Origin of the sequence: Mycobacterium spongiae (assembly GCF_018278905.1) — a bacterium.
In the GTDB taxonomy this organism is placed as follows: Bacteria; Actinomycetota; Actinomycetes; order Mycobacteriales; family Mycobacteriaceae; genus Mycobacterium; species Mycobacterium spongiae.
Window position 1 is genome coordinate 661,219 of record NZ_CP046600.1, and the last position, 23,363, is coordinate 684,581.

Annotated in this window: 23 protein-coding genes and 1 pseudogene; 13 read left to right on the forward strand and 11 right to left on the reverse strand. The window is 64.3% G+C overall.

The window, feature by feature from the left end:
* Window positions 1-2 precede the first annotated feature (2 nt).
* The 7 genes from F6B93_RS02565 to F6B93_RS02595 all read left to right on the forward strand — a co-directional run bounded on the left by F6B93_RS02565 (window position 3) and on the right by F6B93_RS02595 (window position 7,445).
* On the forward strand, window positions 3-485 hold the full coding sequence (locus F6B93_RS02565; RefSeq protein WP_211697593.1) for a (2Fe-2S)-binding protein: 483 nt from the start codon (window positions 3-5) through the stop codon (window positions 483-485).
* Window positions 482-2,893, forward strand: coding sequence for an aerobic carbon-monoxide dehydrogenase large subunit (locus F6B93_RS02570; protein WP_211697594.1), 2,412 nt, complete (start codon window positions 482-484; stop codon window positions 2,891-2,893). Before F6B93_RS02565 ends, F6B93_RS02570 begins: the two co-directional genes overlap by 4 nt.
* Before the next feature lie 80 nt (window positions 2,894-2,973).
* Complete coding sequence (locus tag F6B93_RS02575) at window positions 2,974-3,870, forward strand: XdhC family protein (RefSeq protein ID WP_211697595.1); 897 nt, start codon at window positions 2,974-2,976, stop codon at window positions 3,868-3,870.
* Window positions 3,867-4,469: a nucleotidyltransferase family protein gene (locus tag F6B93_RS02580; protein WP_211697596.1), complete on the forward strand. Its 603-nt coding sequence runs from the start codon at window positions 3,867-3,869 to the stop codon at window positions 4,467-4,469. Before F6B93_RS02575 ends, F6B93_RS02580 begins: the two co-directional genes overlap by 4 nt.
* Window positions 4,470-4,474: 5 nt before the next feature.
* A complete protein-coding gene (locus tag F6B93_RS02585; RefSeq protein WP_211699231.1) occupies window positions 4,475-5,362 on the forward strand; it encodes an AAA family ATPase in 888 nt (295 codons plus the stop codon).
* Between the two features lie 13 nt (window positions 5,363-5,375).
* Entirely contained in the window at window positions 5,376-6,047 is a 672-nt protein-coding gene (locus tag F6B93_RS02590; RefSeq protein WP_211697597.1) for an SRPBCC family protein, read from the forward strand.
* A gap of 156 nt (window positions 6,048-6,203) precedes the next feature.
* Window positions 6,204-7,445 (forward strand): vWA domain-containing protein, encoded by a 1,242-nt coding sequence (locus tag F6B93_RS02595; RefSeq protein WP_211697598.1) that lies wholly within the window; start codon window positions 6,204-6,206, stop codon window positions 7,443-7,445.
* Here F6B93_RS02595 and eutC read toward each other — a convergent pair.
* Genes eutC through eat form a run of 3 tightly spaced genes read right to left on the reverse strand, consistent with a single transcriptional unit; the run spans window position 7,431 to window position 11,046 of the window.
* The gene (eutC, locus tag F6B93_RS02600; RefSeq protein WP_211697599.1) at window positions 7,431-8,204 is read right to left on the reverse strand and encodes an ethanolamine ammonia-lyase subunit EutC; all 774 of its coding nucleotides are present in this window, start codon (window positions 8,202-8,204) and stop codon (window positions 7,431-7,433) included. The genes F6B93_RS02595 and eutC overlap by 15 nt on opposite strands.
* Window positions 8,201-9,610 carry an ethanolamine ammonia-lyase subunit EutB gene (locus tag F6B93_RS02605; protein ID WP_211697600.1) on the reverse strand — a complete coding sequence of 470 codons (1,410 nt, stop codon included), beginning with the start codon at window positions 9,608-9,610 and terminating at the stop codon, window positions 8,201-8,203. Before F6B93_RS02605 ends, eutC begins: the two co-directional genes overlap by 4 nt.
* The gene (gene eat / locus F6B93_RS02610; RefSeq protein WP_211699232.1) at window positions 9,607-11,046 is read right to left on the reverse strand and encodes an ethanolamine permease; all 1,440 of its coding nucleotides are present in this window, start codon (window positions 11,044-11,046) and stop codon (window positions 9,607-9,609) included. The genes F6B93_RS02605 and eat overlap by 4 nt, the downstream gene beginning before the upstream one ends.
* 203 nt (window positions 11,047-11,249) lie before the next feature.
* Between eat and F6B93_RS02615 the strand changes: the two genes are divergently transcribed.
* Window positions 11,250-12,368, forward strand: a complete 1,119-nt coding sequence (locus tag F6B93_RS02615; protein WP_211697601.1) for a glycoside hydrolase family 76 protein — start codon at window positions 11,250-11,252, stop codon at window positions 12,366-12,368.
* Here F6B93_RS02615 and F6B93_RS02620 read toward each other — a convergent pair.
* Window positions 12,357-13,049, reverse strand: a complete 693-nt coding sequence (locus F6B93_RS02620; protein ID WP_211697602.1) for a VTT domain-containing protein — start codon at window positions 13,047-13,049, stop codon at window positions 12,357-12,359. The two genes, F6B93_RS02615 and F6B93_RS02620, sit on opposite strands and share 12 nt — an antisense overlap.
* 118 nt (window positions 13,050-13,167) lie before the next feature.
* Here F6B93_RS02620 and fbaA point away from each other — a divergent pair, with 118 nt between their 5' ends.
* Window positions 13,168-14,214, forward strand: a complete 1,047-nt coding sequence (fbaA, locus tag F6B93_RS02625) for a class II fructose-bisphosphate aldolase (protein WP_211697603.1) — start codon at window positions 13,168-13,170, stop codon at window positions 14,212-14,214.
* A 31-nt stretch (window positions 14,215-14,245) separates the two neighbouring features.
* Here the strand turns inward: fbaA and mgtE are convergent, their stop codons facing one another.
* Together mgtE and F6B93_RS02635 are read right to left on the reverse strand one after the other, a co-directional pair.
* Window positions 14,246-15,592 carry a magnesium transporter gene (gene mgtE / locus F6B93_RS02630; protein ID WP_425518522.1) on the reverse strand — a complete coding sequence of 449 codons (1,347 nt, stop codon included), beginning with the start codon at window positions 15,590-15,592 and terminating at the stop codon, window positions 14,246-14,248.
* A 299-nt stretch (window positions 15,593-15,891) separates the two neighbouring features.
* Complete coding sequence (locus F6B93_RS02635) at window positions 15,892-16,731, reverse strand: Rv0361 family membrane protein (RefSeq protein ID WP_211699233.1); 840 nt, start codon at window positions 16,729-16,731, stop codon at window positions 15,892-15,894.
* A 161-nt stretch (window positions 16,732-16,892) separates the two neighbouring features.
* Here F6B93_RS02635 and F6B93_RS02640 point away from each other — a divergent pair, with 161 nt between their 5' ends.
* Window positions 16,893-17,318, forward strand: coding sequence for a DUF3151 domain-containing protein (locus tag F6B93_RS02640; RefSeq protein ID WP_211697605.1), 426 nt, complete (start codon window positions 16,893-16,895; stop codon window positions 17,316-17,318).
* A 37-nt stretch (window positions 17,319-17,355) separates the two neighbouring features.
* Here F6B93_RS02640 and F6B93_RS02645 read toward each other — a convergent pair whose 3' ends face one another.
* Entirely contained in the window at window positions 17,356-18,135 is a 780-nt protein-coding gene (locus F6B93_RS02645) for a site-2 protease family protein (protein ID WP_211697606.1), read from the reverse strand.
* Between the two features lie 10 nt (window positions 18,136-18,145).
* Window positions 18,146-18,817, reverse strand: coding sequence for a peptidase M50 (locus F6B93_RS02650; RefSeq protein ID WP_211697607.1), 672 nt, complete (start codon window positions 18,815-18,817; stop codon window positions 18,146-18,148).
* A gap of 109 nt (window positions 18,818-18,926) precedes the next feature.
* Between F6B93_RS02650 and F6B93_RS02655 the strand changes: the two genes are divergently transcribed.
* The 3 genes and pseudogenes from F6B93_RS02655 to F6B93_RS02665 all read left to right on the forward strand — a co-directional run.
* Window positions 18,927-20,225 carry an adenylosuccinate synthase gene (locus F6B93_RS02655; protein WP_211697608.1) on the forward strand — a complete coding sequence of 433 codons (1,299 nt, stop codon included), beginning with the start codon at window positions 18,927-18,929 and terminating at the stop codon, window positions 20,223-20,225.
* Window positions 20,222-20,875 carry a PaaI family thioesterase gene (locus tag F6B93_RS02660; protein WP_211697609.1) on the forward strand — a complete coding sequence of 218 codons (654 nt, stop codon included), beginning with the start codon at window positions 20,222-20,224 and terminating at the stop codon, window positions 20,873-20,875. Before F6B93_RS02655 ends, F6B93_RS02660 begins: the two co-directional genes overlap by 4 nt.
* A 53-nt stretch (window positions 20,876-20,928) precedes the next feature.
* A pseudogene (locus F6B93_RS02665) lies at window positions 20,929-21,337 on the forward strand (MMPL family transporter); the annotation flags it as partial.
* Window positions 21,338-21,479: 142 nt separating this feature from the next.
* Here F6B93_RS02665 and F6B93_RS02670 read toward each other — a convergent pair.
* The 3 genes from F6B93_RS02670 to F6B93_RS02680 are packed head-to-tail and all read right to left on the reverse strand — an operon-like array spanning window position 21,480 to window position 22,629.
* Complete coding sequence (locus F6B93_RS02670; RefSeq protein WP_211697610.1) at window positions 21,480-21,752, reverse strand: DUF7701 domain-containing protein; 273 nt, start codon at window positions 21,750-21,752, stop codon at window positions 21,480-21,482.
* Window positions 21,749-22,282 carry a RipA family octameric membrane protein gene (locus F6B93_RS02675; protein ID WP_246540976.1) on the reverse strand — a complete coding sequence of 178 codons (534 nt, stop codon included), beginning with the start codon at window positions 22,280-22,282 and terminating at the stop codon, window positions 21,749-21,751. The genes F6B93_RS02670 and F6B93_RS02675 overlap by 4 nt, the downstream gene beginning before the upstream one ends.
* Window positions 22,243-22,629, reverse strand: a complete 387-nt coding sequence (locus F6B93_RS02680; protein ID WP_211697611.1) for a hypothetical protein — start codon at window positions 22,627-22,629, stop codon at window positions 22,243-22,245. The genes F6B93_RS02675 and F6B93_RS02680 overlap by 40 nt, the downstream gene beginning before the upstream one ends.
* Window positions 22,630-23,363: the final 734 nt, after the last annotated feature.

Below are 23,363 nucleotides of genomic sequence, written 5' to 3' on the forward strand. Positions count from 1 at the left end.
CAATGCAGGTGAACATCACAGTCAACGGCGAACTGGTCACCGCAGACGTCGAACCCCGGATGCTGCTGGTGCACTTTCTGCGTGATGAGCTGCGGCTCACCGGAACCCACTGGGGTTGCGACACCAGCAACTGCGGTACGTGCGTCGTCGACGTGGACGGCGTTCCGGTGAAGTCGTGCACGATGCTTGCCGTGATGGCATCGGGGCACAGCGTCCGTACGGTCGAGGGGCTGGCAGGTCACGACGGCCAGCTCGACCCGGTGCAAGAAGGATTCATGCGCTGCCACGGCCTGCAGTGCGGCTTCTGCACGCCGGGCATGATGATCACCGCTCGCGCGCTGCTGGACCGCAATCCCGACCCCGACGAGGAAACCATCCGGGAGGCGATCTCCGGGCAGATCTGCCGCTGCACCGGATACACCACGATCGTGCGCTCGATTCAGTGGGCGGCACACAACTCCACGACCGAGGCGGCCACATCATGACCACCACCGAAGCACGTCCGCCAGCACCGGACGAACGTCCGGAAGATACCGCCGATAACAACCAAAAGCCTTGTGGCTACGGCCGGATGATGCGCAAAGAGGACCCACGATTCATTCGGGGCCGGGGCACCTACGTCGACGACGTCGCGCTGCCGGGCATGCTTCATCTGGCGATCTTGCGTTCGCCCTACGCGCATGCTCGTATCGCCGGGGTCGATGTGACTGCAGCACTGGCACATCCGAAGGTCAAGGCCGTGGTCACTGGCGCGGATCTGGCCGAAAAGGGCCTGGCCTGGATGCCAACGCTGGCCAACGACGTCCAGGCCGTGCTGGCTACCGACAAGGTGCGCTTCCAAGGCCAGGAGGTGGCGTTCGTCGTTGCCGAGGACCGATACTCGGCCCGGGACGCGCTGGAGTTGATTGACGTCGACTACGAACCACTCGATCCTGTGGTCGATGTCCGAACCGCACTCGACCCGTCGGTGCCAGTGATCCGCTCCGATCTCGACGGCAAGGCCGACAACCACATCTTCGACTGGGAAACCGGTGACGCGACTGCGACCGAGGCCGTCTTCGCCAACGCCGACGTCGTCGTCAAGCAGGAGATGGTCTACCCGCGGGTGCACCCGGCACCGATGGAAACCTGTGGCGCGGTGGCGGATCTGGATCCAGTGACCGGCAAGTTGACGCTGTGGACTACGTCGCAGGCGCCGCACGCGCACCGCACGGTGTACGCAATGGTCGCCGGGCTGCCCGAACACAAGATTCGGGTGCTCTCACCCGACATCGGCGGCGGTTTCGGCAACAAGGTGCCGATCTATCCCGGGTATGTGTGTGCGATCGTCGCCTCGCTGGTGCTGGGCAAGCCGGTCAAGTGGATGGAGGACCGCAGCGAGAACCTGACGTCCACCGGCTTCGCCCGCGACTACGTGATGGTCGGCGAGATTGCCGCCACCAGTGACGGCAAGATTCTGGCGATTCGCTCGAATGTGTTGGCCGACCACGGCGCATTCAACGCCCAGGCCGCCCCGCTGAAGTACCCGGCCGGGTTCTATGGCGTGTTCACCGGCAGCTACGACCTCGAAGCGGCGTATTGCCACATGACCGCGGTGTACACCAACAAGGCGCCCGGCGGGGTCGCCTATGCGTGCTCGTTCCGGATCACGGAGGCCGTCTACTTCGTGGAACGGCTGGTGGACTGTCTGGCCCACGAGCTGCAGATGGACCCGGCTGAGCTGCGACTGCGGAACCTGTTGAGACCCGAGCAGTTCCCGTATACGTCCAAGACCGGATGGGTGTACGACTCCGGTGACTACGAGACCACCATGCGCAAGGCCATGGACATGATCGGCTATGACGCACTACGCGCCGAACAACAAGAAAGACGGGCTCGTGGCGAGCTGATGGGTATTGGCATGGCGTTCTTCACCGAGGCCGTCGGTGCCGGACCGCGCAAAGACATGGACATTCTTGGCCTCGGTATGGCCGACGGCTGCGAGCTTCGCGTGCATCCGACCGGCAAAGCTGTGGTCCGCCTTTCGGTTCAGACCCAGGGCCAGGGACACGAGACGACGTTCGCGCAGATCGTTGCTGAGGAGCTGGGAATTCCACCGGACGACATCGAGGTGGTGCACGGTGATACCGACCAGACGCCGTTCGGGTTGGGGACCTACGGCAGCCGGTCGACTCCCGTCTCGGGCGGGGCGGCGGCTCTGGTAGCCCGCAAGGTGCGCGACAAGGCCAAGATCATCGCGTCGGGCATGCTTGAGGTTTCGGTCGCCGACCTGGAGTGGGAGAAGGGCTCCTTCCACGTCAAGGGCGACCCGTCGGCGTCGGTGACGATTGCCGACATCGCGATGCGCGCGCACGGGGCCGCTGAGCTACCGGACGGTATCGAGGGCGGACTCGACGCCGAAGTCTGTTACAACCCATCGAATCTGACCTACCCGTACGGCGCCTACATCTGTGTGGTGGACGTCGATCCAGGCACTGGCGCGGTCAAAGTGCGGCGCTTCCTGGCTGTGGACGACTGCGGCACTCGGATCAACCCGATGATCATCGAGGGTCAGGTGCACGGCGGCATTGTCGACGGCATTGGCATGGCGCTGATGGAGATGATCGCCTTCGACGAGGAAGGCAACTGCCTGGGTGGTTCGTTGATGGACTACCTGATTCCGACCGCTCTCGAGGTCCCGCACTTGGAGACCGGACATACCGTGACGCCGTCGCCGCATCATCCGATCGGTGCGAAAGGCGTCGGCGAATCGGCGACTGTGGGGTCGCCGCCGGCGGTCGTCAACGCCGTGGTGGATGCGTTGGCCCCATTGGGGGTTCGCCACGCTGACATGCCGCTGACCCCGTCGCGGGTCTGGGAGGCAATGCAAGGGCGGGCCACACCGCCCATCTAGCCGCGTGGCGACGACGCGGGGAGAGGTATGAGCCCGAGGAGGAGCCGCGCACATTCAAACGGGTCGGCCAAGGAGCGTGGATGACGATCAGCGAACGGGCAGCGCAGCTGTTGGCCGCGCGGACCCCGTTTGTGCACGCGACCGTGGTCCGTGCTGGGCCACCTGCCTCCGCTTATCCCGGCGATGAAGCAATTTTATTGGCAGACGGCACAATCGAAGGCTTCGTTGGCGGCCAGTGCGCACAGAATTCCGTCCGCAAGGCGGCGCTGGGAGTACTGCAGGCAGGCGAAAGCGTGCTGCTGCGAGTCCTTCCCGATGGCGACGTGCACTTCCCAGAATCCCCCGGGGCGTCCGTTGTGGTCAACCCATGCCTGTCGGGTGGCTCGCTGGAGATTTTCCTGGCGCCGCAACTGCCGCCCCCGGTGATCCAGGTCTACGGAGCCACGCCCATCGCCGCGGCGCTCATCCAGCTTTGTGGCGTGCTGGGTTACGAGGCCAGAGAAGTGTCGGCCGGCGACGGTCGGGTCGACCTTGAACTCGCCGACACTACCGCCGTGGTGATCGCCAGTCATGGCGGTCCGGAGGCCGAAATCGTACGTGCCGCGCTGGACCATGGTATTGGGTATATTGGCCTGGTAGCCAGTAAAATTCGCGGTGCATCGATCCTGGACTCACTGGATCTCAACGAGGCCGAACGCGCTCGCGTACACACTCCGGTCGGCTTGGGTATCGGCGCCAAGACGCCGGCAGAGATCGCGGTGTCGATCGCTGCCGAAGTGATCGCCGCCCTGCGCCGCGGCGACCTGGGCCAGCCCATGCCGGTGACGAGCGCTCCGCGCGATGCCGTTGACCCGGTGTGTGGCATGACGGTCGCGGTCGGTCCCGCCACCGAGCACCTGTTGCTGGCCGATGTGGAGTATTGGTTCTGCAGCCCCGGATGCCGGACCGCGTTCGCGGGCGGAGAAACCGGCACATGACGTCGCCCCAGGTCACCGGTGTCGTGTTGGCAGCCGGCGCATCCCGCCGGTTGGGAACTCCCAAACAAGTGCTGCCGTATCAGGATACAACCGTGCTCGGGGCGGTCCTTGCGATCGCTCGCGCCGCCGGATTCGACCAGCTGATCGTCACCCTGGGCGGGGCCGCCGATGCAGTGCGCGACGCGGTGGACCTGGACGGGGTAGACGTGGTGGTTGTCGAGGACTTCGGCACCGGGTGTTCGGCTTCGCTACGCGCCGCGTTGGAAAGGGTGGATCCGAGATCTGCCGGCGTCGTGCTGTTGTTGGGCGACCAACCACAAGTGCACCCCGCGACCATTCGACGGATGGTGCAGCGCGGCCGAATAGGGCTCGTGGATGACATCATGGTGTGCGGCTATCGCGACGGCATCGGGCATCCATTCTGGTTTAGCCGCAGCGTATTCGGCGAGTTGTCCGGACTTCACGGGGACAAGGCGGTGTGGAAGCTGGTGGGGTCGGGACGGTACCGGGTGGGCGAAGTCGAGGTGGACGGGTGTGTACCACTGGACGTCGACACTTGGGACGACTATCGGCGGCTGTTGGAATCGGTGCCGCCGTGACGACGGTGACGTTTACCGACCCGGACGACGTGATCCGCCAGTTCGACGCTGACGACTACCTGCTCGACATGGGCACCGCGTCCGCGATCTATCTTGCGGTGACGCTGGGCAGGCCGCTGTTGCTGGAGGGTGAACCCGGCGTCGGTAAGACGACAGCGGTGAAAACCCTTGCAGCGGTATTGGGTACCGAGCTCGTTCGGCTCCAGTGTTATGAAGGGCTGACCGCGAGCGAGGCGCTCTACGATTGGAATTACCAACGCCAGCTACTGTCGATCCGGCTGGCCGAAGCGCGTGGTGCCGGCCTTTCAGACATTTCCGAAGCCGACTTGTACACCGAGGCATATCTGGTGGATCGGCCCATTCTGCGATGCGTGCGCCATCGTGGATCGGCAGCACCGGTGCTGCTCATCGACGAAATCGACCGTGCTGATGACGAATTCGAAGCCTTGCTGCTGGAGTTCCTCGGCGAATCCAGCGTCAGCGTTCCGGAGCTGGGCACCTTCGTCGCCGAGCGTGCGCCGATCGCCGTGCTCACGTCGAATCGCAGCCGCGACCTGCATGACGCACTCCGGCGGCGATGTCTGTATCACTGGATCGACTACCCAGAGCCGGCCCGGGCAGCCGAGATTGTGCGCCGGACGGTGCCCGGTGCCACCGCGCCGCTGATTGAGCATGCTACCCAATTCATCGGCAGCGTACGCGATCTCGATCTCGACAAGCCGCCCGGGGTAGCTGAGACAATCGATTGGGTCGGGGCCCTGGTGGCGCTGGGGGTCGCTGACCTGGTCGATCCGTCGGTGGTTGCCAGTCTCGGGGCGCTGGCCAAAACACCCGATGATCGTACGCTGATTCGCGATGCGTACCACGCTTTTGCTGAGTACAGCCGCACATGAGAGGACGCACAGCATGAAGATCGCCAACGAGTTCACCGTCAGCGCACCCATCGAGCAGGCCTGGGATGTGCTCAGCGACCTGGAGCGGGTGATCCCGTTGATGCCGGGAGCCCAGCTGACCGGTCATGAGGGGGAGGACTACCTCGGCAAGGTCAAGGTCAAGGTTGGTCCGGTGACCAGCGAGTTCAGCGGCAAAGTGCATTTCGTCGAGCTGGACCGTGCCGAGTACCGTGCGGTCATCGACGGCAAAGGCAAGGAGTCCCGCGGCACGGGCAACGCGGCCGCCACGGTCACCGCCCAGCTCCAGCAGGCCGGGGAATCCACTCACGTCGTCGTCGACACCGATCTCAAGATCGTCGGCAAGCTGGCGCAGTTCGGCAAAGGAATGCTGCAACAGGTCTCGGAGAAATTGCTGGGCCAGTTCGTGGAATCGCTGGAAGCCGAACTGGCGGTGCAGACTTCAACGCCCACAGCGAGCGCCGAGGACGCCGCTGGCACGCCGACACCGTCGACGCCGACTGCCCCGGCTTCCGCTCGCCAGTCGGCCGCTTCCGAGCCGGCGCCGATCGACCTACTGGAGCTCGCCGGCGGCGGCCAGGTCAAGACCTATGGTGCGGTGGCGCTGGCGGGTCTGACGGCACTGCTGCTGATCTGGTTGCTGCGCCGGCGACGATGCAGAGCGTAGCGATGAGGAGGAGCGGCGCCATAGGGTGCGCCGGCGACGATGCAGAGCGTAGCGATGAGGAGGAGCGGCGCCATAGGGTGCGCCGGCGACGATGCAGAGCGTAGCGATGAGGAGGAGCGGCGCAATCGACTGGGACCGGCGACGAGCTGGACGGGGATGACTACCCCTCTGTTATTGCGCGGTGTTGATCTCGCGGCGTTCGCGGCGGCCACGGTCGCGCGGCTGCGGGGTGCCGGGGTGCTGGTTTCCGCTAGCGGTCCAGCGAGTCTGGTAGCGGCTCTGCGGCAGTTGGTGCCGCACACTCCCACGTCCCTGTATTGGGCAGCACGGATAACGCTGGTGAACCGGCGCGAAGATGTTGCCGCGTTCGATGCGGTGTTCGCGTCAGTGTTCGGCGTTTTCGGGACCGATGAACCCGACGGTGCGAGCCGGGCCGCCTCGTCGCTGCCACTTGCGGGCCCCCGCGCGCCCGCCGCCGGCGTCGTGCATCGCGCGGACGGCCGATCGAGTGCCCGCCAGGCCCAGGATCTGCCCTGGACTACCCGGCAGCCGGTGGCGGCCAGCGCCGACCGGGACGAGCCCGGCATCCAACTGCCCGACCTCCTGCCCAGCCGCATCGCCGCCCTCGCCGATGAACCGTTCGACCAGTTCGATCCCGACGATCTGCGACTGCTCGGAGGCTGGCTGGAGGCCACGGTGGCACGCTGGCCCCGGCGGCGCAGCCTGCGCCATGAGTCCAGTCCGCACGGCAAGCGGATCGACCTGCGGGCGACGATGAATGCTTCACGATCGACCGGTTGGGAATCGTTGCTGCTTGCGAGAACTCGGCCCCGGCGTCGTCCCAGGCGCGTGGTGCTGGTCTGCGACGTCAGCCGGTCGATGCAGCCTTTCGCCGCTATCTATCTGCACCTGATGCGGGCGGCGGTGCTACGCCAAGCGCGGATTCGTCCCGAGGTCTTCGCGTTCTCGACTTCGTTGACTCGGCTGACCGCGGTGCTATCGCACCGCTCGGCCGAAGTGGCGCTGGAGCGGGCCAACGCCAAGGTGAGCGATCGCTACGGCGGCACGTTTATCGGTCGCAGCATCGGTGCGCTGCTGGCTCCGCCGTACGGGAACGCGCTGCGCGGAGCGGTCGTGATCATCGCCTCCGATGGCTGGGACAGCGATCCTCCCGACGTGCTGGAGCGCGAGCTGGCTAGGGTGCGTCGGCGCGCCGAGGTGCTGGTCTGGCTCAATCCGCGCGCGGCCCATGGCGAGTTCGTGCCGCTGGCGGGTTCGATGGCGGCGGCGCTGCCCCATTGTGACCTCTTCTTACCGGCACACTCCCTGTCAGGCTTGCAAGAGTTGCTGTCGGCGCTGGCGGGCGATCCCCGCACCCGGACGTCATTCCACGCTTAGGACGTCGCTGCCGGCCAGTTCGCTACGAGAAGTGTCTTTGAGGTCGACACCCGAGCGGCCAAGTTTGCGAGCCCCGGCGACGAGCACCGCGGTAGTTGCCGCGGCGGTTTCGTAGTCGAGTCCGTCGGGAGGATGGATGTTGGAAATGCAGTTGCGGTCGGCGTCGGTGAGACCAGGCGAGGGGCGATGGGTCAGGTAGATTCCGAGGCTGTCGGCGACCGACAGTCCTGGTCGTTCCCCGATGATCACCAGCACGGTGCCTACTGCCAACGCGTGACCAATGTGGTCGCCCAGAGCCACGCGAGCCTGGGTCGCGATGACAGGTGGGGCGATGCGATAGCGGTCGTTGAATTCGCGGACCAGAGCAGCTACCAGGCCGGCGGCATGATCAGTAAGCGCACGGGGGGAAAGGCCGTCGGCGAGCACGATACCGATGTCCGCGCCAGTCTTCGCCAGGACCGACAGGTCTGCCGGACGGCGGCCGAGGTCGGGCCGGCGAAGAAACTCGCCACGTGACGTTGCCTGACTCTGCACACGTAGCGGTGCACCGATCCCCAGTTCGTGGATCTGCTCGACGAGGCTGTCCACCTCCAGGGGGTCGTGCACGGCGTCGCGCGCGGCGGCGTGTGCGGCTTGGAACTCGAGGACTCGCCGAGTTGGCAGCGAGTTGCCCGCACGTCCAAGCCCAATCCGTGCCTGGGTCGCCTCCCGGAGCAGTGCCCAGAGGTCGTCAGCCGAACGCGGGTCCGGAGTATTCATGCGCCACTTGCCAATGCGCGCAGTGGCGAGGTTGCGAGATCGATGGGCAGAATCCGGCCGTCGGGGTCTGCCATACCGAGACCGGCCAGCCAGGCTTCGAATTCCGGTGCAGGGCGCAGCCGCAGCACCTGACGCACGTACAAGGGATCGTGAAATGACAGGCTTTGATAGCCGAGCATGATGTCGTCGGCGCCAGGGACGGCAATGACGAACGCGGCGCCCGCCACTCCCAGCAGAGTGAGCAGCGTATCCATATCATCTTGATCGGCCTCGGCGTGATTGGTGTAGCAGACGTCTACGCCCATGGGGAGGCCGAGAAGTTTCCCACAGAAGTGGTCTTCGAGCCCGGCGCGGATGATCTGCTTTCCGTCGTAGAGGTATTCGGGTCCGATGAACCCGACCACCGTGTTGATCAACAAGGGCTGGAGCGTTCGGGCCACCGCGTAGGCTCGCGCCTCCAACGTCTGTTGATCGACGGGTTTGCCCCCGACGCCGAGGTGTGCGCCGGCCGACAGGGCCGACCCTTGTCCAGTCTCGAGATACATGACGTTGTCGCCGACGGTACCGCGCCGTAGCAACCGTGCGGCTTCGTTGGCTTCCAACAACATTGGGATGGTCACGCCGAAACTGGAGTTGGCGTCTTGGGTGCCCGCGATCGACTGGAATACCAGATCCACGGGCACACCTTGGTCGATCAGTTCCATGGTGGTAGTCACATGACACAGCACGCACGACTGCATCGGGATAGCGAAACGTTGCCGGATGTCGTCGAGAAGACAGAGCAAATCCGCCGTTGCGTGTGGCGAGTCGGTCGCGGGATTGATCCCAACCACCGCGTCACCGCAGCCCATGAGCAAGCCGTCGAGCATCCCGGCGGCAATGCCGCGAGGGTCGTCGGTCGGATGGTTGGGCTGTAACCGAGTGGCGAGCCTGCCCGGCAACCCCACGGTGGTGCGGAAGGCCGCCGTCGCGGTCGCGGCCGCGGCAACCAGAATCAGATCCTGGTTGCGCATGATTTTCGACACTGCGGCAACCATTTCCGGGGTCAGGCCGGACGAAACTGCCGCGATCTGCACCGCGCTGTCGTCGCGGGTTGCGATCTCCAACAGCCAATCGCGAAGACCGCCCACCGTCAGATGAGAAATCGGGCTGAACGCGGTTCGATCATGACTGTCGATAATGAGCCGGGTAACCTCGTCGGTCTCGTACGGTACGACCACGTCGTTGAGAAAAGTTGTCAGCGGGATGTCGGCGAGCACCCAAGCGGCGGCGGCACGCTCGGCGTCGTGTTCGGCGGCGCAGCCGGCCAGCTGATCACCGGAGCGCAATGGCGTCGCTTTAGCCATCACGTCAACCAGACCGTCAAAGGTGTACGTGGTACCTGAAACAGCTTGCCGGAAACTCATACTGGTCTGTTTTCGACGTCGTCGAGCCCGGCCAGCTCTTCGTCCGGGGAATTGGCGACCAAGCGGTGCCGGCTAACGAGGGCGAAGTAGAGCATGAAGGACACGAACACTCCTAAGCAGCACAAGAAGGCCACGCCGTCCACCAGAAATGTAGCAACGAGGGCTAGTGCCGCAACCACCAAGGCAAACCCGGTGGTGGCGGTTCCACCTGGGGTCCGGTAGGGGCGTGGCATCTCGGGTACGCGCCGGCGTAGCACGATATGACTGATCATCATCAGCACGTAGCTCAGGGTGGCACCGAACACGGCCATATTGAGCAGAAGGTCGCCTTTGCCGGTCAGGGACAATGCGAACCCGATGACACCGGGGACGACGAGAGCCAGCGTCGGCGCTTTGCGAGAGTTGGTGATTGACAGCGCCGTCGGCAGGTAACCCGCCCGTGATAGCGCGAAGAGCTGTCGCGAATAGGCGAAAATGATCGAGAAGAAGCTGGCGATGAGGCCGGCCAACCCGATGTAGTTGACGATGTGGGCGGCGCTCGTTTGCCCCAACGCGACGACCAGTGGATTACCCGCTGACGACAGTGCGTCGGCGCCACCCGCGCCGGTGGCCAACAGCAGCACGACCGCGCACGTCGTCAGCAAGACGCTCAAGGCTGCGGTGATCCCGCGGGGAACATTGCGCGCCGGATCGGCGGTTTCCTCAGCGGCCAGCGGAACTCCTTCCACCGCCAGGAAGAACCAGATCGCGAACGGCAGCGCCGACCACACCCCGAGGTAGCCGTGCGGCAGAAAGACGGATGCGCCCACCGCGTCGGAAGCGGGGATGTCCGTCAAATTGGCCAGCTGGAAGCGGCCAACAGCCGCCACCGCGAAGACTCCGATGCCCACCAGCGCAACGGCGGTAATCACGAACATCACCTTGAGTGCCTCACCGACTCCGCTGAGATGAATACCGATGAAGACGACGTAGATCGTCAAATACACCCACCAACCGTCGCGAATGCCGAACAGGCCCAGCGACTGAACGTATGCGCCGATAAATGTGGCGATGGCCGCAGGTGCGATCGCGTACTCGATCAATACCGCGGTACCCGTCGCGAATCCCCCCCATGGCCCCAGAGCGCGGCGGGCGAACGTATACCCTCCGCCCGCAGTCGGCAGCGCCGACGCTAGTTCGGACATGCCCAACACCAAGGCCAAATACATCGCGGCGATCACCACGGCGGCTATGGCCAATCCGCCGAAGCCGCCGCGTGCTAGCCCGAAGTTCCAACCCGAATAGTCCCCCGACACCACATAGCTGACGCCGAGCCCCGCGAGTAGCAACCAGCCGGCGCTGCCGGTCTTGAGCTGTCGTTTCTGAAGGTAAGTTGTTGACTCCGTGTGGCTTTCGACGCCACCTGCGAGGTGGGCAACGTGGTGATCGCCAACCATGTGGTCGTCCTCCATTCCGTTCGACGGCTCCTCAAGCATCCGGTCAGGAAAGGCTGAAGCCAACCCCTGCGATCGAGAATTATCGAGAATTATCGAGAATTATTGAGAATTAACGTTCTCCCGGGCCGGGCGCCGCGCGCCGGGGCCGTCACGCGGGATCGACTGGAATCGCGGCCGCCGCCTGGTAAGGCAAGATCTACATCATGGACCAGGTATGGGCGAACCGGGCAGCCAGCTCCGAAGCCGCCGTGACGCAACGACACCTGAAGCGGCTCTGGGCGTTGCCGGGTACCCAGCTCGGAGTGGTGGCCTGGCCGTCGCAACGGCGCGATCGATTGTTCGGCACCTGGCACTACTGGTGGCAGGCGCATCTTCTCGATTGCCTCATCGACGCGCAGTTGCGGGATCCGCAACCACACCGGCGCACCCAGCTCAATCGGCAGGTTCGCTCGCACCGGCTACGCAACAACTTCTCGTGGACAAACAATTACTACGACGACATGGCGTGGCTGGCCCTGGCGCTGGAACGCGCGGCCCGGGTGGCCGGCGTCGAACGGCGGCGAGCGCTGCCGAAACTGACCGATCAGTTCGTCAAATCCTGGGTGCCTGAGGACGGCGGCGGGATCCCTTGGCGCAAACAAGACCAGTTCTTCAACGCTCCCGCGAACGGTCCGGCCGGAATCTTTCTCGCTCGGTATGGGGACCGGCTGCGGCGGGCACAGCAGATGGCCGACTGGATCGACCGCACGCTGATCGACCCCGAGACGCACCTGGTGTTCGACGGCATCAAGGCAGGGTCGCTGGTGCGCGCCCAGTACACCTACTGCCAGGGCGTCGTGCTCGGGCTGGAAGCCGAACTCGCCGCACGCACCCACGACGACAGGCATGCGCCACGGGTGCACCGCCTGGTCGCGGCAGTGAATGAGCACATGGCGCCATCGGGTGTGCTGAAGGGCGCCGGCGGCGGGGACGGCGGCCTGTTCGCGGGCATCACCGCCCGCTACCTTGCGCTGGTGGCGACCGCGTTGCCAGGCGACGCCGCGGGCGACGTGGCCGCCCGCGACGTAGCCCGCAGCGTGGTGCTGGCCTCGGCGAAGTCGGCGTGGGACTATCGGCAAACCGTCGACGGTCTGCCGGTATTCGGGCCGTTCTGGGACCGCGACGCCGAATTGCCGACGGCCGGCGGTGCTCAGGCGCAGTTCATCGAGGGCGCGGTGAGTGGTTCCGAGGTTGCCGAGCGGGATCTGTCGGTGCAGCTCTCCGGGTGGATGCTGATGGAAGCCGCCTATCGCGTCACGACGGACGGCGGCTCACTCGGGTAGGGCCACCTGGTTGGGCTCGGCCTCGGCATTTCCAGCGGAACGGCGCCGCGCCCGGTAGACCCGCGCGGCGGAGATCATGGCCGGCATGAGCGACACGAACAGTATTCCCAGGATGATCAGCTGCAGGTTCTTGTGGACAAAGGGAACATTGCCGAGGAAGTAGCCCAGCAGCGTCACACCGGCCCCCCAGCTGATGCCGCCGATGATGTCGAATCCCAAGAACACCGGATACCGCATGTACGAAACGCCGGCGATCACCGGTACGAAGGTCCGCAGGATCGGGGCGAACCGGGCCAGGATGATCGTCGCGGGCCCGTACTTTTCGAAAAAGGCGTGCGACTCGGTCACATAGTGCTTCTTGAAGAAGCGGGAGTCCTCTTTTTTGAATAGGGCTGGCCCAATGCGGCGCCCGATGAAGTAGGCGGTCTGATCGCCGAGCACGGCGACAATCGCGACGCATGGGGCGAGCACCCCGATGGCCACCGGTGCCTCTGGGCTTGCGGCCAGCAGCCCGCCGGTGAACAGCAGCGACTCACCCGGTAGCAGGGGAAACAACAAGCCGGTCTCGACAAAGACGATGATCAAAATGCCGGGCAGGACCGCGGACCCGAAGACGCCGTTGGCGCCCAACCAGTACATCGGGTCGAGGATGTCCGGCAGGGCCGACACGGCGGTGCTCATGAGGTCTCAACATACCGGCCGACTCGCTGCGCGAGGCACAGGCGCAGGCCGGACTGGCTGCTCGTCGAAATAGTGGTGTTGCGATACTGGGAAGATTGGAGTCTTGAGGAGGTCGTTCATGCCTGTCGCAACGCCCGAGGTCTACGCCGAGATGCTGGGGCGTGCCAAGGAGAACTCGTACGCCTTTCCGGCGATCAACTGCACCTCCTCGGAAACGGTCAACGCCGCAATCAAGGGTTTCGCCGACGCCGGTAGCGACGGCATCATCCAATTCTCCACTGGCGGTGCCGAGTTCGGCTCCGGTCTTGGGGTCAAGGACATGGTCACCGGTGCGGTCGCGCTGGCCGAGTTCACCCACATCATTGCGGCCAAGTACCCGATCAACGTCGCTCTGCACACCGACCACTGCCCCAAGGACAAGCTCGACACCTACGTCCGGCCGCTGCTGGCTATCTCCTCGGAGAGAGTGGGCAAAGGTGCCAATCCTTTGTTCCAATCGCACATGTGGGATGGGTCGGCGATACCGCTCGATGAGAATCTGGTCATCGCACAGGAACTGCTCAAGGTGGCGGCGGCGGCCAAAATTATCCTGGAGATTGAGATCGGCGTCGTCGGTGGCGAAGAGGACGGCGTCGCGCACGAGATCAACGACAAGCTCTACACCAGCCCTGAGGACTTCGAGAAAACCATCGATGCGCTGGGTGCCGGCGACCAGGGCAAGTACCTTTTGGCCGCGACGTTCGGCAATGTGCACGGCGTCTACAAACCGGGCAACGTCAAGCTTCGCCCCGACATCCTTGCCCAAGGGCAAAAGGTGGCCGCGGCCAAGCTCGGTTTGGCTGACGCTGATGGGGTCCGGGCGAAGCCTTTCGACTTCGTTTTCCATGGCGGCTCGGGCTCGGAGAAGTCAGAGATCGAGGAATCGCTGGAGTACGGCGTCGTGAAGATGAACGTCGACACCGACACTCAGTATGCGTTCACCCGCCCGATCGTGACGCACATGTTCACCAACTACGACGGCGTGCTCAAGGTGGATGGCGAGGTTGGCGTCAAGAAGGTCTATGACCCCCGCAGTTATCTCAAGAAGGCCGAAGCGGGCATGACCGAGCGGGTGGTGGAGGCCTGCAACGACCTCCACTGCGCCGGGAGGTCCCTCTCCAGCTGAGCGGAGCCTGCAGTGTGGTGTGGGCGGGCGCTCATAGACCCTGAAGCTGTGACAGCGTCATGTGCGCGATCATGAAGTAGATCATCAGGCCCGTGCCGTCGACGATGGTGGCGATCATCGGCCCCGAAACAATTGCTGGGTCGGCACGCAACTTCTTCAACACGGGCGGAAGGAAGGCCGCTACCAGCGACGACCACAGCACGATCGCTGCCACCGACAATGAGACCGTCACCGTCACCTCCGGCCCCACGCCCAACGTCCAGGCGCGAACCACCGCGGCGCTTGCCATCGTGATGCCGACCAGTACCCCGGTCGATAGCTCCTTGGCCAGCACCGCAGGCATATCGCGAAACCGGACTTGACCGGTGGCCATCGCACGGACCAGGGTGGTGGCGATCTGGGTGCCCGTATTGCCGCCGGTACCGATCAGAAGTGGAATGAAGAACGCCAGCGCCACCACCGCCTCCATTTCCTCGGAGAACGCCCGTAGGACGGTGCCGGTATAGGCTTCGGCGGCGAACAGCACGAGGAGCCAGACGACCCGCTTGCGCCACAGCAGCCAGGGCGACGCCCGCAGATACGGCACCTCGAGAGGCGCTGAACCCCCTTGTCGCTCGGCGTCTTCGGTTGCCTCTTCCTCGGCAATGTCGATCGCTTCGTCTTCGGCGAGGATGCCAAGCAGCCTGTTGTCACCGTCGACGACGGGCACCGCCATCAGGTTGTGGCTCATGAGAGTCTGCGCGGCCAGCTCTTTGTCGGTCAGCGGCGAGACGACGATGAGGTCGTCGGTCATCAGATCGGAGACCCGCTGTACGCGATTGGCCAGCACCAGAGCCCGGAACGCCACCACGCCCAAGAGGTGGGAGTCGGCGTCGGTCACGTAGACGTAGGCGGTGGTTCGCGAATCGCTACGCAGGCCCGACGCGTGGTCACGCACGCTGGCGACGGCTTCCGAAACCGTCATGTCTGGGCGCACGGTCAGCGTTTCGGGCACCATGTGCGCCGCGGCGGAATCCTCCGGCCAGCTCAACAGGCTACGCAGCACCTTCGCCCGCTCCAGCGGCAGCAACATCAATAACGCTTCGCGCTTTGGCTCTTTGAGTTCCCGCAGGATGTCGGCGGCATGGTCGGTGTCAAGCGCGTCGATGAGTGAAGCGGCCACCATCGGGTCCATGGCCCGAAGCGCCTGCGCGGCCAGTTGGTGGTCAACCGATTCCAACAACTCAACGCCGTTGGCGTTGTCCAGCAACTGGCCGAGTCGTGCTAACTCTGCCTTCGACAGAGCGGCAAGTTCGTGAGCACGGTCCGGCAGATCTGTGACGACATCCAGCCACAGATCGATGGCTTTCGGCGTTCCAAGGCCAAGAACCTGGCGCATATCGATGGTCGAGTGTTCGACTGTTGGTTGGCGGATGCTCACGTTGCGTCCACCTGCCTTTCCTTGACAAATGAGACGTGACACGGCGCTTCCGTCACGGCCGGGGGGCCGCTACGCGCAGTGGGAACAGGCAGTTCGCCAATACCTTGCCACAGGACGGATTTCACCGCATTGCCGCGTCGATCTTTTCTCCCATGGGGACGCAGCTAATCGGTCAATATGACGCGCTGGTGGTGCGGCCGGGTCTTGCTGATGGCCAATTGGCAAACGATCAGCAAAATATCAGCAATTTGCCACGACTAGCTATCCGCGGACTGACAGATCTTCCATTGGTCGTCACGGAACTGCAGGTCAAGGCTGCGGGTGGAGCGGACCTGCGGATCGTAGGCCATGAACGTGGTGACGTTGGCCTCGGCGTGTTGGCCATTGACGACGACCTGGTCGATGCTGGCGATGACCGGATATTGCTTGGCTGCCGCGACCCGGCGGTACGTGTCTGCCCAGGCACGCTCGTCGTAGTGAACATAGCGATCGCGAGTCGTGCCGCAGGTAATGCTGCGCAGGGCAGTGAGGTCGCCCGTCTGGACCGCAATGTCAAAGTTCTGGATAGTGTGCCGCACCTGGTCCTCTTGAGAGACCTTCGAGTGTTTGCCGCGGGTGAGCAACACCGTGCCGAGGATGGCGATCGCGGCCAGCGCCAAGACTATGGCGACCACGGCCAGTACCCACCCGAGGGTGCTTTGTTTGGATTTCGGTAGCTTGCCGTCCGGACGGGGTGGGATCGATTGCGGCGCCGCTACTTTCGGAGAAGAACTGCCGGCCGGCGGCGGTGGGGTGATCGGCGCCGGATGAGTTGGGAAAACTTCGGTGGCGGGTTCCGGGCCAGTCGCGATGACCTGGGTCTCTCTTGCGTCGAAGCCGGGCGCGGTGAAGCGGCGTTCGCGCTGTGCCTCCGGCGGCGCCTCGTGGGGATTGTCCTCGGGAACGGGGCTGGTGATCACCACGGTCTCGGTTTGGGCGTCACTGGGCGGTGGAGGGTTGTCCCTGTTAGCTGCTTCGCCGGCATCCGTGGGTCGCTCACTCGTCGGCTCATCCCTGGGTTCGGTGGGGCCGCGATCCGGCTCGGGTGCGTTGGGCATCTCGGGTGCGTTGGGCATAGGTGGTGCTGTCCTCACGAAATCGAGTGGGTATGTGGAGCTTAGCGACCCCGCCGTCGGTTGGCCTTATCGTCAGCGCCGGTCGGCGTTGTCGTCGAGGTTGGGTGCGCGAGCGGAATCGGCGGCTAGGCACAATAGACACCATGACGCCGATGCGTGATCTTCTGGGACCTGATCCGATCCTGCTGCCTGGTGACCGCGAGAGTGAAGCCGCATTGCTCGCCGGGGAAAACCCGGCCACCGTCGCGGCCGCTCACCCCGAGGCGTCGGTGGCCTGGGCCGCACTCGCCGAAGGAGCCTTGGCCGACGGCAAGGTCGTGACGGCGTACGCATATGCGCGTACCGGTTACCACCGCGGCCTCGACCAGCTGCGCCGTAATGGCTGGAAGGGGTTCGGTCCGGTGCCGTACTCCCACGAGCCCAATCGAGGCTTCCTGCGCTGCGTGGCGGCGCTGGCGCGCGCCGCTGACACTATCGGTGAGACCGACGAGTACGGCCGTTGTCTGGACCTGCTCGATGATTGCGACCCGGCGGCCCGCTCGGCGCTGGGGTTCTCCGTGCCGCGGTGACTCGCTCGGATGCGCGCGGTCGCGGGTCAGCGCGGTGTTAGAACCAGATGCTCCAGAAGCGGGTGAGGACGCTGCCCGCCGCGGCCAGCCAGCGCGGCACCCCGGACAGTTCGAAGAGCCAGTAGACGATCCCGAAAAACCACCGGTTGAGCGCCGGCGCCAGGAAAAGCAGCAACAGGAAAACCATGGCGAACTGCTTGGCCGGGGCTAGCGCGCGTTGCGTTTCCGGACTCAGATGCGGCTCGAGTGCGCCATAGCCGTCCAGACCGGGGATTGGCAGCAGGTTCAGAACCACCGCGGTGACCTGAAGGAATCCCAGGAATGCGACGCCGGCCCACATCACGGTGTGTGCGGGGTCGAACAACAATCGTGCGGTCGTCAGCAACAACGCCGCCAGCACGGTGTTCACCGCGGGTCCGGCCAAACTCACCAGGGTGCGGCGCGACGCCGTCATGAACCAGGTCTGCACATACACCGCGGCACCCGGGAGGCCGATGCCGCCTAGCGCTATGAACACCATGGGGAGTCCGAGCGAGAGCATCGGATGGCTGTAGCGCCGCGGGTCGAGCGTCAGGTAGCCGCGAATCGCGACATCGTGGTCCCCGAATCGCCAGGCGGTGACGGCATGTCCGAATTCATGCAGGCACAGCGACACCAACCAGCCGGCGATGACGAAGGTAAACACTCCGACGTAGGCCAGCGGCCGCGCGGTTGCTCCGGCCAGCCAGGCCAATGCGGCCCCGGCGCTCGTCAAACCGACCAGGCTCAAGAAGATCGGGCTGGGTCGGACGGCCTCGTGCACGCCCGGGTCGCTCACCGGTCGAAAGCTACCGGACCAGCAGCCAACCCTCGACGTTGCGGTAGAAGGTCGACCGTCGCACGCTGCGCGGGGCGGCGACCCCGTCGCGGACCACAGTGGCGCCGGTAGTGCCCAGCTGAGCCGCTCGGCCGCTGATCCAGCGCCGTGGCCTGCGGCGGCGACGCGGCCGGTGTTGCACGGCGGCTCGCAGACCCGGAAGCGCCAGGGTCGGCTCGATGGACATCCCGGCGACGTCGCCGTCGAAGAGTGCCGTGTCGTCGACAACGGCCTCACCGTGGATCAGCGCTTGGCCGTCGGCCGGTAGCCACCTCGCGTGGCCCACGACCACCGCCCCGGTTTCGTCGCGAATCAGGGGGACCCGGTCGGGGGTTCCGTGGCGCGCGCGTCGCGCCGCGCGGCGCCCCGCGGGCAATCCGTACGCTCGGGTCGCGGCCGTGCGCCGGCGCGGCGCATATCCCACCTCGACATCGAGCCGGTTGCTGCGCAACAGCCGGGTCAGCACCGCGGCCAGGTCCGCATCGGCGCCCACCACCACCAGCCGGCTATAGGGACCAAGTGCGGTGTCGATTGCGGTCGGATCCTCGACATGATGGGCGGGCAGGCCGCTCAACGGCCTGGGCGGACGACCATCTCCGAACAGCAGCACCGCAATGGCGGGCGTCATCTCCGCCCTATTCATAGCCGTTTCATGCCTGTATCGAGGCTCCTCGCGAACCGCTGAGTAGGGTAGGTCACCGGCTGGACCACAATAAGCGGGCGCAACCCGCGAGACCAGGTGGGAGCAAGTCATGCCGGCAATCGTCCTCATCGGCGCCCAGTGGGGTGACGAGGGCAAGGGTAAGGCCACGGATCTGCTCGGTGGGCGGGTGCAGTGGGTGGTGCGCTATCAGGGCGGCAACAACGCTGGGCACACCGTCGTTTTGCCGACCGGAGAGAATTTTGCGTTGCACCTCATCCCGTCGGGTGTGCTCACGCCCGGCGTGACCAATGTCATTGGCAACGGCGTGGTGGTGGACCCGGGTGTGCTGCTCGGCGAACTGCAAGGACTCGAAGACCGCGGTGTTGACACGTCGAGGCTGTTGATCTCGGCTGACGCGCACTTACTCATGCCCTATCACGTTGCCATTGACAAGGTCACCGAGCGCTATATGGGCAGCAAGAAGATCGGCACTACCGGCCGCGGCATCGGGCCGTGCTATCAGGACAAGGTCGCCCGCATGGGGATCCGGGTCGCTGATGTGCTCGACCCCGATCAGTTGGCGCGCAAAGTCGAGGCCGCCTGCGAGTTCAAGAATCAGGTGCTGGTCAAGATCTATAACCGCAGGGCGCTGGACCCCGAGCAGGTGGTGGATGCCTTGCTCGAGCAGGCCGAGGGCTTCCGGCATCGGATAGCTGACACCCGGCTGCTGCTCAACTCGGCCCTTGAGGCCGGCGAAACCGTGTTGCTGGAGGGCTCTCAGGGCACTTTGCTCGACGTCGATCACGGCACCTATCCCTATGTGACGTCATCGAATCCGACGGCAGGCGGGGCAGCCGTCGGTTCCGGGATCGGCCCAACCCGGATGTCGACGGTGCTGGGCATTCTCAAGGCCTACACCACCCGGGTGGGATCTGGCCCGTTTCCCACCGAACTGTCCGACGAGCACGGCGAATACTTGGCCAAGACCGGCGGCGAAATCGGAGTGACCACCGGCCGACGCCGGCGCTGTGGCTGGTTCGACGCCGTCATCGCGCGCTACGCCGCCCGGGTCAATGGGATCACCGACTACTTCCTGACCAAGCTTGATGTGCTGTCCAGTCTGGAAACGGTCCCCGTCTGCGTCGGCTATGAGGTCGACGGGGTGCGGATGGGTGACATGCCGATGACCCAGAGCGATCTTTGCCGCGCCGAACCCGTCTACGAGGAGCTGCCGGGCTGGTGGGAGGACATCTCCGGGGCGCGGGAGTTCGGTGAGCTGCCCGCCAAAGCGCGTGACTACGTGCTGCGACTGGAAGAGCTGGCCGGAGCGCCGGTTTCGTGCATCGGAGTCGGTCCCGGGCGAGACCAGACCATTGTGCGCCGGGACGTTCTGCGGGCCCGCTCGTGAGTGACGCCGTCCAGCACCCCGAATCAGTCGATCCCGACTACGAACACCATGGCGGCTTCCCTAACTATGGTCCAGCCCACCCCGGTCCGGGTTTTGGCCGATTCGTAGCCACCATGCGCCGACTGCAAGACCTCGCCGTGTCCGCCGACCCCGGCCCGGGCGCCCAGGACGTGTGGGACGAGGCGGCCGAGCGCGCCGCAGCGCTGGTGGCGCTCCTGGACCCGTTTCAGGCAGCCGAGGGCCAGGCGCCGGCCGGGCGGACCACGAGCTTGCCGGGCTGGGGCAGTCTGCTGCTGCCGCCGTGGACGTTGACCAGGTATGCGCCTGACGGTGTCGAGATGACGGGATCCTTCAGCAGGTTTCACGTGGGGGGCAACTCCGCGGTGCACGGAGGGGTGTTGCCGCTGCTGTTTGATCACGTGTTCGGCATGATCTCGCATGCGGGGGGACGGCCGATCAGCCGGACGGCCTTTCTGCACGTCGACTACCGCAAGATCACCCCGATCGATACGCCGTTGGTGGTCCGCGGGCGGGTCGCCAAGACCGAGGGCCGTAAAGCGTTCGTGGCGGCAGAGCTCGTAGACGGCGACGAGACATTGTTGGCCGAAGCCAACGGGCTGATGGTTCGGTTGCTGCCCGGCCAGCCCTAGGCGGGGGAACTGCAGGCTCTGAATCTGACTTGGCCAGAATGAATTTCGGTTCCAAGGGCCTCTCCGAAGGCGCCAAATGGGATCTGCTCATTGCGGGCGTTGCTTCGTTGTACCTCATTTTCATCATCTTGATCATCAGTTACCCGCGCTTTAGTTGCCGCCGCCGTCATCGTCGGTACGGTAGTGCTTTCACTGGGTGCTTCCTTAGGCCTGTTCGTGCTGATCTGGCAGCACATGCTCGGTATCCAATTGCCCTGGCTCTTCGTGCTAGCGATGACCGTGTTCGTTCTGTTGGCGGTGGGGTCTGACGACAGCTTGCTGTTGGTTTCCCGGTGGAAGCAGGAAATCGGCGCCGGGCTCAACACCGGCGTCATCCGTGCTATGGGGGCTACCGGAAAGGTCGTATTGCGGTGGGGCATTCACAATAGGTTCCGCGCCCACTCGGCGGCTTTGACCGAAGTGGGGGAGGTGTTCGTCGCCGTTGCTGGTGCGCACCGCCGCCGAAGACGTTGGAAAGCCTATGTCCAATCTTCGTTCGGACGGGCAATCGCGGTGAACCGGCTGCCGTAGATCAGCTCGGTGTCGGCAGGCGATTCGTCGACTGTCAGAGCGCTGCAAGTATAGCCCGAAGGAACGGTTCGTCTTCGCACTTAACTGCGTCCGGCAGTTCGGCGAACGGCACGCTCGATTCGTGTCGCTTCCCCTGCATCGACATCCAAGCCGTCCAGGCGTCATGGATGTCTTCCAGCGTCGTGTCGGCGGCTTTGGCGCGAGCAAGTACCGCATAGATGAGAAGCAGTGGGTATGAATTCTCCGGGACAATTTCAGGAGCCAGGTTTCTCCTGATCCGGTCAGCAATTTCCTCCACGTAGTTCATTGGAATCGCCAATTCACGTGGATTGCCAACACGAGATATAGCAGCGCAAACAGGCTTGGGACTAAACGCTCGATCTGTCCGAGTTCTGCGTATCGCCTCTGCCAAGCCTTGGCCCGATCCTGCTTCAGGTGCTCCCATTCGTCCTTGAACAAATGGACGCGTAGGTATTTCTCTTCAAGATTGTTGATCACGGCGAATTTCGCACTGTTCAGGTCGCGGTAGGACCGCAGCAGCATCCACCAGGAGCTGGCGATGAGCACCCCGGCGACTGCAGCGAGGGTGAGTACAAAGCTGTCCGGGTTCGCGTTATCTTGGACTCCATCGTTGACAGCGAATGCGCCGAGCGCAATAGCTAAACCGGTCTGAATGGACAAGAAGAAAGTGTTCGCCGTCGCCCTTCGGGCGGACACACGATCCGCCATCTCCACGGCGAGTTTGTATTGTTCGAACATGTAGGAATCGGGGGATTCCTGAGGCTGAGTGGGATTGGTCATCGGCTGCCGCCGATCAGCAGCTTCAGATTCTCCCACGTCAAGTCGTACATCTTGTCTGTTGACTCCGCCCATGTGGGCGTCCGGCAAGTTCGATCCGGACGGTCCCGCAACAGAAAGTATGCGATGCTTTCCTTCTGGGCGATTGAGAGTTCGGCGCCAACTCCCACGGCCGTGTCGGTGTGCCCGGCGCAGATCACCGCAACAGCTTCGCATGCCCGAATCCTTACGCGCGCTTTGGCTTTCCAACCGGCCGAAGCTTCCTTAATCGACCAGTCGCAAATTTCGAACGGGGAGTCGGGATTCTTCGCCTGCCCGACAAGGAGGTTCTTCAAATCGAGGTCATGGTCGCAATCGAAACTAGTGAGAGCCCGGGTCTTAGCCACTGTTGCCTTTCGTCAGCGAACTCCTCGCGGTCGCACACCCGGTCCGCCGTTGAGCGATGGCGGAAGTCCTGGATATCGAGGACCGACCGAATGCTCACGCTACCTTAGAGGTCCGACACGCATGGCTCGTCGAATAACTACTGTCAGAAATTCATGGCCAGCGATGCCCGCATGTCGTCGCCTGCGCGGGTTTTGCCCTACCAAACGTGCACCAAGGTCTCGCCGGGCATATCGCATCGTCCGCCCCCACATCACCGGGGTAGGTTCCCGTGAGGTGCAACGGTTGGAGAAGTTGCTCGAAGACACCGCGACCACATTGTCGTCGGTGCCCACCGACATCGTCGGGTTCCGGGCGCACCGGGCTCAAGGCCCTCACTGCATGCCAGAATGATCGAGCCCGGTTGAATACGCTCGCCAATCCCTCTCTGAGCCAAAATCCCTTGTCCGAGAATCTAATTCGCAGTCATATCATTCCTGAACTACACAGATTCCTGAAAGCCACGAGTACGGGACCACTGGTTTGCCGGCCAGGAACTGCAGACCACCTGTTTGGCTCGCTAGGGATGCTCTGCGTCATTTGGTTGTATCCACTAAACGGGGCAGCCCAGCAATCCCCGGCTGCGGTAGCGACGAGGACGGATCTTTAGATGAGTCAACGCGTTTTGCTGTTGTGCGTGTTGGTGAAGGGCTTGACTGCAGAGTGCTTTGCGCGGTTAGGTGGTGTTGGAGCTGTG

Bases quoted from the DNA above. Each gene is read 5' to 3' on its own strand.
- F6B93_RS02565 (WP_211697593.1), top strand. From the start codon at position 3: ATGCAGGTGAACATCACAGTCAACGGCGAACTGGTCACCGCAGACGTC.
- F6B93_RS02570 (WP_211697594.1), top strand. From the start codon at position 482: ATGACCACCACCGAAGCACGTCCGCCAGCACCGGACGAACGTCCGGAA.
- F6B93_RS02575 (WP_211697595.1), top strand. From the start codon at position 2,974: ATGACGATCAGCGAACGGGCAGCGCAGCTGTTGGCCGCGCGGACCCCG.
- F6B93_RS02580 (WP_211697596.1), top strand. From the start codon at position 3,867: ATGACGTCGCCCCAGGTCACCGGTGTCGTGTTGGCAGCCGGCGCATCC.
- F6B93_RS02590 (WP_211697597.1), top strand. From the start codon at position 5,376: ATGAAGATCGCCAACGAGTTCACCGTCAGCGCACCCATCGAGCAGGCC.
- F6B93_RS02595 (WP_211697598.1), top strand. From the start codon at position 6,204: ATGACTACCCCTCTGTTATTGCGCGGTGTTGATCTCGCGGCGTTCGCG.
- eutC (WP_211697599.1), bottom strand. From the start codon at position 8,204: ATGAATACTCCGGACCCGCGTTCGGCTGACGACCTCTGGGCACTGCTC.
- F6B93_RS02605 (WP_211697600.1), bottom strand. From the start codon at position 9,610: ATGAGTTTCCGGCAAGCTGTTTCAGGTACCACGTACACCTTTGACGGT.
- eat (WP_211699232.1), bottom strand. From the start codon at position 11,046: ATGGTTGGCGATCACCACGTTGCCCACCTCGCAGGTGGCGTCGAAAGC.
- F6B93_RS02615 (WP_211697601.1), top strand. From the start codon at position 11,250: ATGGACCAGGTATGGGCGAACCGGGCAGCCAGCTCCGAAGCCGCCGTG.
- F6B93_RS02620 (WP_211697602.1), bottom strand. From the start codon at position 13,049: ATGAGCACCGCCGTGTCGGCCCTGCCGGACATCCTCGACCCGATGTAC.
- fbaA (WP_211697603.1), top strand. From the start codon at position 13,168: ATGCCTGTCGCAACGCCCGAGGTCTACGCCGAGATGCTGGGGCGTGCC.
- mgtE (WP_425518522.1), bottom strand. From the start codon at position 15,592: ATGCGCCAGGTTCTTGGCCTTGGAACGCCGAAAGCCATCGATCTGTGG.
- F6B93_RS02635 (WP_211699233.1), bottom strand. From the start codon at position 16,731: ATGCCCAACGCACCCGAGCCGGATCGCGGCCCCACCGAACCCAGGGAT.
- F6B93_RS02640 (WP_211697605.1), top strand. From the start codon at position 16,893: ATGACGCCGATGCGTGATCTTCTGGGACCTGATCCGATCCTGCTGCCT.
- F6B93_RS02650 (WP_211697607.1), bottom strand. From the start codon at position 18,817: ATGAATAGGGCGGAGATGACGCCCGCCATTGCGGTGCTGCTGTTCGGA.
- F6B93_RS02655 (WP_211697608.1), top strand. From the start codon at position 18,927: ATGCCGGCAATCGTCCTCATCGGCGCCCAGTGGGGTGACGAGGGCAAG.
- F6B93_RS02670 (WP_211697610.1), bottom strand. From the start codon at position 21,752: ATGAACTACGTGGAGGAAATTGCTGACCGGATCAGGAGAAACCTGGCT.